This is a genomic window from Pseudomonas sp. Sample_20 (assembly GCF_004307585.1).
Lineage (GTDB): Bacteria > Pseudomonadota > Gammaproteobacteria > Pseudomonadales > Pseudomonadaceae > Aquipseudomonas > Aquipseudomonas atacamensis.
In genome coordinates this window covers 80,440-90,063 of sequence record NZ_RCOA01000140.1, presented here as the reverse complement: position 1 = coordinate 90,063, position 9,624 = coordinate 80,440, and the positions used below count along the sequence as shown (strand labels likewise).

Annotated in this window: 8 protein-coding genes; all 8 read left to right on the top strand. The window is 60.0% G+C overall.

The genetic code is table 11. The annotated features are described in order from the left end of the window. A partial coding sequence (bamA, locus tag D8U70_RS27540) for an outer membrane protein assembly factor BamA (protein ID WP_130930201.1) occupies positions 1-1,223 on the top strand: 1,223 nt, incomplete at its 5' end. 45 nt (positions 1,224-1,268) lie between these two features. Continuing rightward, positions 1,269-1,772, top strand: a complete 504-nt coding sequence (locus D8U70_RS27535) for an OmpH family outer membrane protein (RefSeq protein ID WP_003222140.1) — start codon at positions 1,269-1,271, stop codon at positions 1,770-1,772. A 3-nt stretch (positions 1,773-1,775) separates the two neighbouring features. Then, on the top strand, positions 1,776-2,831 hold the full coding sequence (gene lpxD, locus D8U70_RS27530; protein ID WP_056783213.1) for a UDP-3-O-(3-hydroxymyristoyl)glucosamine N-acyltransferase: 1,056 nt from the start codon (positions 1,776-1,778) through the stop codon (positions 2,829-2,831). 106 nt (positions 2,832-2,937) lie between these two features. Continuing rightward, complete coding sequence (fabZ, locus tag D8U70_RS27525) at positions 2,938-3,378, top strand: 3-hydroxyacyl-ACP dehydratase FabZ (protein ID WP_016771469.1); 441 nt, start codon at positions 2,938-2,940, stop codon at positions 3,376-3,378. Then, positions 3,375-4,151 carry an acyl-ACP--UDP-N-acetylglucosamine O-acyltransferase gene (lpxA, locus tag D8U70_RS27520; protein ID WP_073476048.1) on the top strand — a complete coding sequence of 259 codons (777 nt, stop codon included), beginning with the start codon at positions 3,375-3,377 and terminating at the stop codon, positions 4,149-4,151. The genes fabZ and lpxA overlap by 4 nt, the downstream gene beginning before the upstream one ends. Next, a complete protein-coding gene (lpxB, locus tag D8U70_RS27515) occupies positions 4,151-5,284 on the top strand; it encodes a lipid-A-disaccharide synthase (RefSeq protein WP_177434012.1) in 1,134 nt (377 codons plus the stop codon). Before lpxA ends, lpxB begins: the two co-directional genes overlap by 1 nt. Before the next feature lie 11 nt (positions 5,285-5,295). Further along, a complete protein-coding gene (rnhB, locus tag D8U70_RS27510; RefSeq protein ID WP_016771466.1) occupies positions 5,296-5,922 on the top strand; it encodes a ribonuclease HII in 627 nt (208 codons plus the stop codon). A 76-nt stretch (positions 5,923-5,998) separates the two neighbouring features. Beyond that, the gene (dnaE, locus tag D8U70_RS27505; RefSeq protein ID WP_110645898.1) at positions 5,999-9,520 is read left to right on the top strand and encodes a DNA polymerase III subunit alpha; all 3,522 of its coding nucleotides are present in this window, start codon (positions 5,999-6,001) and stop codon (positions 9,518-9,520) included. The last annotated feature ends 104 nt before the right edge of the window (positions 9,521-9,624 follow it).

The window sequence follows — 9,624 nt, the reverse complement described above, 5'->3', positions numbered from 1 at the left end:
AGACCCGTCTGGAACGCCTGGGCTTCTTCAAGGAAGTCAACGTTGAAACCCCGGCCGTGCCAGGTGTCGACGACCAGGTCGATGTGAACTACGCCGTTGAAGAACAGGCTTCCGGTTCGATCACCGCCAGCGTCGGTTTCGCGCAGAGCGCCGGTTTGATCCTCGGTGGTTCGATCACCCAGAACAACTTCCTCGGTACCGGTAACCGCGTCAGCATCGGCCTGACCCGCAGCGAATACCAGAGCCGCTACAACTTCGGCTACGTTGACCCCTACTGGACCGCTGATGGCGTGAGCCTGGGTTACAACGCGTTCTATCGCACCACCGACTACGATGAACTCGATGCTGATATTTCCAGCTATGCGGTAGACAGCCTCGGTGCGGGCGTAAACGTCGGCTACCCGATCAGTGAGACTTCGCGTCTGACCTTCGGTCTGTCTGCCCAGCAGGACAAGATCAACACCGGTCGCTATACCGTTGACGAGATTTTCGATTTCGTCGAGAAGGAAGGCGACAACTACCTGAACTTCAAGGCCTCGGCCGGTTGGTCCGAGTCGACCCTGAACAAAGGCGTGTTGCCGACCCGTGGTCGTTCCCAGAGCCTGACCCTGGAAACCACCATTCCTGGCAGCGACCTGTCGTTCTTCAAACTTGACTACCGTGGTCAGCTGTTCCAGCCGATCACCGAAAACTACACACTGCGCCTGCACTCCGAACTCGGTTATGGCGATGGTTACGGTTCGACCGATGGTCTGCCGTTCTATGAAAACTACTATGCCGGTGGTTTCAACTCGGTTCGTGGCTTCAAGGACAGCACCCTCGGCCCGCGCAGTACGCCGAGCCGTGGTAACAACCCGGGCACTATCGCCGACCCGGACCAGGATCCGCTGCCGTTCGGTGGTAACGTCCTGATCCAGGGCGGTGTAGAAGTTCTGTTCCCGCTGCCATTCGTCAAGGATCAGCGGTCCCTGCGTACTTCGGTCTTCTGGGATGTCGGTAACGTGTTTGACTCGCAGTGCAAGGACACTACGAACGCCAATGGTTCGTCGTCCAACACCAAGTGCAACGACATCAGCCTGAGCAACATGGCCAGTTCCGTAGGTGTCGGCGTGACCTGGGTCACCGCACTGGGTCCTTTGAGCTTTGCGCTGGCGATGCCGGTCAAGAAACCGGATGACGCTGAAACTCAAGTGTTCCAATTCTCCCTCGGCCAGACGTTCTAAGCGTCTGACCCAAGACAACGACAATGGATTTTGTAGGAGTGCATCGTGCGTAAGTTGACTCAATTGGTTCTCCTGGCCTCCGTACTGGTGGCAGGCCCGGCGTTCGCCGACATGAAAATTGCCGTGCTGAACTATCAGATGGCACTGCTGGAATCCGACGCGGCGAAGAAGTACGCCGTGGATGCCGAGAAGAAGTTCGGTCCGCAACTGACCAAGCTGAAAACCCTGGAAAGCAGCGCCAAAGGCATTCAGGACCGTCTGATGGCCGGTGGCGACAAAATGCAGCAGGGCGAGCGTGAGCGTCTGGAGCTGGAATTCAAGCAAAAGGCCCGCGACTTCCAGTTCCAGTCCAAGGAGCTGAACGAAGCCAAGGCCGTTGCTGACCGTGAAATGCTCAAGCAGCTGAAGCCGAAGCTGGACAGCGCTGTGGAAGAAGTCATCAAGAAGGGTGGTTTTGATCTGGTGTTCGAGCGTGGCGCAGTCATCGATGTCAAGCCTCAGTACGACATCACGCGCCAGGTTATCGAGCGCATGAATCAGCTGAAGTAACCCATGACCGTGACTATCAGGCTCGGCCAGTTGGCCGAGCACCTCGGCGCCACCCTGCGTGGCGACCCCGAGACGCAAATTACTGGGCTAGCCACTTTGCAAGAGGCTGGCCCAGCTCAGTTGAGCTTTCTGGCAAATCCCCAATACCGCAAATACCTGGCCGGTTCTCAAGCAGCTGCACTGCTGCTCAAGGAAGCCGACGCCGAAGGTTTCGCAGGTAATGCCTTGGTGGTGCCGGACCCTTACCTGGCCTATGCACGCATCTCGCATCTGTTCGATCCAAAGCCAAAAGCGGCTGGCGGGATTCATCCGACAGCGGTGATCGCGGCGGACGCGGTGGTTGACCCGAGTGCCAGCATCGGTCCGTTCGTGGTGATCGAAGCCGGTGCGCGAATCGCTGCACAGGTCACGCTGGGCGCGCATTGCGTAGTCGGCGCGCGCAGCGAAATCGGTGAAGGCGGCTGGCTCGCTCCGCGCGTCACGCTGTATCACGATGTGCGCATCGGCAAGCGTGTGGTTATTCAGTCCGGCGCAGTGATCGGCGGTGAGGGCTTCGGCTTCGCCAACGAAAAAGGCGTCTGGCAGAAAATCGCCCAGATCGGTGGCGTGACCATCGGCGACGATGTCGAGATCGGCGTGAACACCGCCATCGACCGCGGCGCTCTGGCCGATACTGTGATCGGCAACGGTGTGAAGCTCGACAATCAGATTCAGATCGCGCACAACGTCCAGGTCGGTGATCACACCGCCATGGCTGCGTGCGTTGGCATTTCCGGCAGCACCAAGATCGGCAAGCACTGCATGCTCGCCGGCGGTGTTGGTCTGGTCGGCCACATTGACATTTGCGACAACGTTTTCCTGACCGGGATGACCATGGTGACTCACTCGATTACCGAGCCGGGCGCCTATTCTTCCGGCACAGCCATGCAACCGGCGGCCGAATGGCGCAAAAGCGCGGCCCGCATCCGTCAGCTCGATGACATCGCGCGACGGTTGAAACAGCTGGAAAAGCGCGTTGGGGAAGTGACCCCTGACGGCAATGCTTCATCTGATGGCTGATACCATTTCCATATCAAGTGTGCACAGCCTCTGGACTGCCTCCTTGATTTGCTAGAGGAGTGCGCGTCAGTCGCGCTCCCAATCTTTACATAGGCTTTCCCCTGAAATGATGGACATCAACGAGATTCGCGAATACCTGCCTCACCGTTACCCGTTCCTGCTGGTGGACCGGGTGGTGGAACTGGACACTGAAGGCAAGCGAATTCGCGCCTACAAGAATGTCAGCATCAATGAGCCGTTCTTCAACGGTCACTTCCCTGCGCATCCAATCATGCCGGGCGTGCTGATCATCGAAGCGATGGCTCAGGCTGCCGGGATCCTCGGTTTCAAGATGCTCGACGTCAAACCGGCCGACGGCACCCTGTATTACTTCGTCGGTTCCGACAAGCTGCGCTTCCGCCAGCCAGTCAAGCCGGGCGATCAGTTGATCCTTGAAGCGACCTTCATCAGCTGCAAGCGCAAGATCTGGAAGTTCGAGTGCCAGGCTTCGGTGGACGGCAAGCCGGTCTGCTCGGCAGAAATCATCTGCGCGGAACAGAAAGTATGAGTTTGATTGACCCTCGCGCAATCATCGATCCGTCCGCCGTTCTGGCTGACGGCGTCGAGGTCGGCCCGTGGTCGATCATCGGCGCAGGTGTGGAAATCGGCGAGGGTACCGTGATCGGGCCGCACGTGATCCTCAAGGGGCCGACCCGCATTGGTAAGCACAATCGCATCTACCAGTTTTCTTCGGTAGGCGAAGACACCCCGGATCTGAAGTACAAAGGCGAGGAAACCCGCCTGGTGATCGGCGACCACAACGTCATCCGTGAAGGCGTGACCATTCACCGTGGCACCGTGCAGGACCGTTCGGAAACCACCCTGGGTGATCACAACCTGATCATGGCCTATGCCCACATCGGCCATGACAGCGTCATCGGCAACCACTGCATTCTGGTCAACAACACTGCGTTGGCCGGGCATGTACACGTTGACGACTGGGCGATCCTCTCCGGTTTCACACTGGTGCATCAGTACTGCCACATCGGCGCCCACAGCTTTTCCGGCATGGGCACGGCGATCGGCAAGGATGTTCCGGCGTTCGTCACCGTGTTCGGCAACCCGGCCGAAGCGCGCAGCATGAACTTCGAAGGCATGCGCCGTCGCGGTTTCAGCGAAGACGCGATCCACGCTTTGCGTCGTGCCTACAAGACGGTCTACCGCCAGGGCCTGACGGTCGAGCAGGCGCTGGCCGAGCTGGCCGAGTCTTCTGCGCAGTTCCCTGAAGTCGCCGTGTTCCGTGATTCGATCCAGGCGTCGACTCGCGGCATCACCCGCTGATCATGGCCAGTCTGCGTATTGCGCTGGTGGCGGGTGAGGCTTCCGGTGACATTCTCGGCGCCGGCCTCATGCGTGCGCTCAAGGCTCAGCACCCGGCAGTCGAATTCATCGGTGTCGGCGGTCCGCTGATGCAGGCCGAAGGCCTGACCTCGTACTTCCCCATGGAGCGCCTGTCGGTCATGGGCCTGGTCGAAGTACTTGGTCGGCTGCGTGAGTTACTCAAACGCCGCAAAGAGCTGATTGCCACACTGATCGCCGCCAAGCCGGACGTGTTCATCGGCATCGATGCGCCGGATTTCAACCTCAATATCGAACTCAAGCTGCGTCAGGCCGGGATCAAGACCGTGCATTACGTCAGCCCGTCGGTGTGGGCATGGCGGCAGAAACGGGTGCTGAAGATCCGCGAAGGCTGCGATCTGATGCTGACCCTGTTGCCGTTCGAGGCGAAATTCTACGAAGAGAAAGGCGTGCCGGTGCGTTTCGTCGGTCACACCTTGGCCGATACCATTCCGCTGGAAGCCGACCGCGCCGCTGCACGCGCCGAACTGGGCTTGGCCGACGGTCCGCTGGTAGCGCTGATGCCGGGCAGCCGTGGCGGGGAAGTCAGTCGCCTCGGTGCGCTGTTCCTCGACACCGCCGAACGTCTGCGCGCGATGCGTCCGGGCGTGCGCTTTGTCATGCCTTGTGCAAACCCGGAACGCCGGGTGCAACTCGAGGCCTTGCTTGCTGGCCGGGATTTGCCAGTAACCTTGCTCGACGGTAAATCCCAATTGGCCCTCGCCGCGTGCAACGCGGTGTTGATCGCCTCCGGCACTGCTACCCTTGAAGCGCTGCTGTACAAGCGGCCGATGGTGGTGGCGTATCGGTTGGCGCCGCTGACGTTCTGGATTCTCAAACGCATGGTCAAGAGCCCGTACGTGTCGCTGCCCAATTTGCTTGCTCAGCGCTTGCTGGTGCCGGAGTTGTTGCAGGATGATGCGACTGTCGAAGCCTTGGCGCAGACACTGTCGCCCTTGATCGATGGTGGTGATGAACAGACCCGCGGTTTCGACGAGATCCACCGCACGCTGCGGCGCGATGCTTCCAATCAGGCGGCGCAAGCCGTCCTTGACCTGATCGGCAAAACACAATGAGCAAGACAAGCATGCAAATGGGCCTGGATTTCACTCTGGTAGCCGAAGTCGAAGAACTGGTCGCCGGTGTTGATGAAGTCGGTCGTGGCCCGTTGTGCGGTGCGGTGGTAACGGCAGCAGTGATTCTCGATCCGAACCGGCCTATCCTCGGCCTCGACGATTCGAAAAAGCTCACCGAAGCCAAGCGCGAAAAGCTCTACGACGAGATCTGCGAGAAAGCCCTGAGCTGGTGTATTGCCCGCGCCGAAGTTGAAGAAATCGACGATCTGAATATCCTCCACGCGACCATGCTGGCCATGCAGCGCGCGGTTGCCGGTCTGCATATTCAGCCGAAGCTGGCGATGATCGACGGTAACCGCTGCCCGCATTTGCCGATGCGTGCCGAGGCGGTGATTCAGGGCGACGGCAAGGTGCCGGCGATCGCGGCGGCGTCGATTCTGGCCAAGGTCAGTCGTGACCGCGAAATGGCGGCGTTCGAATTGATCTACCCGGGCTACGGCATCGGTGGCCACAAAGGCTATCCGACGCCCGTTCATCTGGAAGCGCTGGCGCGGCTCGGCCCGACGCCGATTCACCGCCGCTCGTTCGCCCCGGTACGCCTGGCTTACGAGGCGCGGGAAAGCCTGACGCAGGTTTAGGCGCAAGGCTGATGTTTTATTCGAGGCCCGGTACAATCCGGGCCTCGTTGTCTCTATGTAACTGGACAGGATCACTATGCCGGCTTCATTCGTTCATCTACGCCTGCACACTGAATACTCCCTAGTCGACGGGCTGGTGCGGATCAAGCCGCTGGTCAAAGCGCTGACCGCCATGAACATGCCGGCGGTCGCGGTCACCGACCAGAACAACATGTGTTCCCTGGTCAAGTTCTATAAAAACGCCATGGGCGCCGGCATCAAGCCGATTTGCGGCGCCGACCTGTGGCTGGCGAACAAGGACCCGGATGCGCCGCTGAGTCGCCTCAGCCTGCTGGTGATGAACGCTCAGGGTTATCGCAATCTCACCGAGCTGATCTCGCGCGGCTTCATCGAAGGCCAGCGCAACGGCATGGTCATCGTCGAGCGCGAATGGGTGGCCGAGGCCAACGAAGGTTTGATCATGCTGTCCGCCGCCAAAGAAGGCGAGATCGGCATGGCCATGATCGGCGGCAACCCGGCGGAAGCCGAATCGCTGGCCCGCGAGTGGATGGCGGTGTTCCCGGATCGCTTCTATCTGGAAATCCAGCGCACCAACCGCCCCAACGATGAAGAACAGCTGCATGGCGCCGTGGCGCTGGCCGACAAGCTCGGTGCGCCGCTGGTGGCGACCAACGATGTGCGTTTCATCAAGCAGGAAGACTTCGCCGCACACGAAACCCGCGTGTGCATCGGTGAGGGCCGCGCCCTCGATGACCCGCGCCGCTCGAAGAATTACAGCGATCAGCAATACCTGAAAAGCGCCGAGGAAATGCTCGAGCTGTTCAGCGATATTCCCGACGCCATCGAAAACACCGTCGAGATCGCCAAGCGCTGCAACATCGAAGTGAAGCTGGGCACGCACTTCCTGCCCAACTTCCCGATTCCCGATGGCATGACCATCGACGAATATTTCCGCAAGGTCTCCTTCGAAGGGCTCGAAGAACGCCTGGCGGTGCTGCTGCCCAAGGACACCACCGAAGACTACGAAGCCAAGCGCCAGGTCTACGTCGACCGCTTGAATTTCGAGCTGGATATCATCATCCAGATGGGCTTCCCCGGTTACTTCCTGATCGTGATGGACTTTATCCAGTGGGCCAAGAACAACGGCGTACCGGTAGGTCCGGGCCGTGGGTCGGGTGCCGGATCGCTGGTGGCTTACGTACAGAAGATCACCGACCTCGACCCGCTGGAATATGACCTGCTGTTCGAACGTTTCCTCAACCCGGAACGGGTCTCGATGCCCGACTTCGACGTCGACTTCTGCATGGACGGCCGTGACCGGGTGATCGATTACGTGGCCGAGAAATACGGCCGCAATGCGGTGAGCCAGATCATCACCTTCGGCTCCATGGCCGCCAAGGCTGTGGTCCGTGACGTGGCGCGGGTGCAGGGCAAGTCCTATGGCCTGGCGGATCGCCTGTCGAAGATGATTCCGTTCGAAGTCGGCATGACCCTGGAAAAAGCCTACGAACAGGAAGAAATCCTGCGCGACTTCATCAAGGTCGATGAAGAAGCGGCGGAAATCTGGGAGATGGCGCGCAAACTCGAGGGCGTGGTGCGTAACGTCGGCAAACACGCCGGTGGTGTGGTAATCGCGCCGACCAAACTGACCGACTTCTCGCCGATCTATTGCGACGAGGCCGGCGACGGTCTGGTGACCCAGTTCGATAAGGACGACGTTGAGGCCGCCGGTCTGGTGAAGTTCGACTTCCTTGGCCTGCGGACCCTGACGATCATCGACTGGGCGCTGAAAACCATCAACCGCGACCGCGCCAAGGTCAACGAGCCGCCGCTGGATATCGCTTTTATTCCGCTGGACGACAAGCCGACCTACCAGTTGCTGCAAAAAGCCGAAACCACGGCGGTGTTCCAGCTTGAATCCCGAGGCATGAAAGAGCTGATCAAAAAGCTCAAGCCCGACTGCCTGGAAGACTTGATCGCACTGGTGGCACTGTTCCGTCCCGGTCCGCTGCAATCGGGCATGGTGGACGACTTCATCAACCGTAAGCACGGTCGCGCCGAACTGGCGTATCCGCACTCGGACTACCAGTATGACGGCCTGAAGCCGGTACTCGCGCCGACTTACGGCATCATCCTGTATCAGGAACAGGTGATGCAGATTGCTCAGGTCATGGCCGGTTACACCCTCGGCGGTGCGGACATGCTGCGTCGAGCGATGGGTAAGAAAAAGCCTGAAGAAATGGCCAAGCAGCGCGGCGGTTTCATTGAGGGTTGCGCGACCAACGGGATCGATGCGGATCTTGCCGGTAACATTTTCGACCTGGTGGAAAAGTTCGCCGGTTACGGCTTCAACAAATCCCACTCCGCCGCTTACGGCCTGGTGTCGTACCAGACCGCGTGGCTGAAAGCTCACTACCCGGCGCCGTTCATGGCCGCGGTACTCTCGGCGGATATGCACAACACCGACAAGGTCGTGACCTTGATCGAAGAAGTGCGGACGATGAAGCTGCGCCTCGACGCGCCGGACGTGAACACTTCGGAGTTCAAGTTCACGGTGAACGACGACGGCCGCATCGTTTACGGCCTCGGCGCGATCAAAGGCGTCGGTGAAGGTCCGGTGGAAGCGATCACCGAAGCGCGTCAGGCCGGTCCGTTCAAGGATCTGTTCGATTTCTGCGCGCGGGTCGACCTCAAGCGCATCAACAAGCGCACCCTCGACGGACTGATTCGCAGCGGCGCGCTGGATCGCCTCGGCCCGTATTTCCACGACGAACAAAAGGCCTATCAAGCCAACATCGACCGTAACCGCGCGGTACTGCTGGCGGCGATGGAAGAGGCGATCAAGGCTGCCGAGCAGACTGCGCGGACCCACGACAGTGGTCACGCCGACCTGTTTGGCGGCTTGTTCGTCGAAGAAGACGCCGACGTTTACGCATCTCATCGCAAAGCCAAGGAACTGACCCTCAAGGAACGCCTCAAGGGTGAAAAAGACACCCTGGGCCTGTACCTGACCGGCCACCCGATCGACGAATACGAAGGCGAGATCCGCCGTTTTGCCCGTCAGCGCATCATCGACCTGAAACCGGCGCGCGACACGCAGACGGTGGCGGGGATGATCATTGCCCTGCGGGTGATGAAAAACAAGAAGGGCGACAAGATGGGCTTCATCACCCTCGACGACCGTTCCGGGCGGATCGAAGCGTCGCTGTTTGCCGATGCGTTCCATTCGGCGCAATCGCTGCTGCAGACCGACGCGATGGTGGTGGTCGAAGGCGAGGTCAGCAACGACGACTTCTCCGGCGGCCTGCGCCTGCGGGTCAAGCGGGTGATGAGCATGGAGGATGCGCGGACCAATCTGGCCGAAAGCCTGCGCCTGAAGCTGCACACTCAGGATCTGAAGGGCGATCAGCTACGCTGGTTGGGCGAACTGCTCAAGCGTCATCGCGGCGCGTGCCCGGTGACCATGGAGTACACCAGCCCGGATGCGAAGACCTTGCTGCAGTTCGGCGAGACCTGGCGGATCGACCCGGCGGATACCTTGATTCAAGCCCTGCGTGACCAGTTCGGGCGAGACAACGTCTTCCTCCAATACCGTTGACCGGCAAGTGCCATTATGGCGCTTGCCCGCAACCTGAATTTTTAATCTCGACCTCAGCGCGCCTCTCCCTTAAGGTAGGGCGCGAATAGACAACCGGCCGGCCC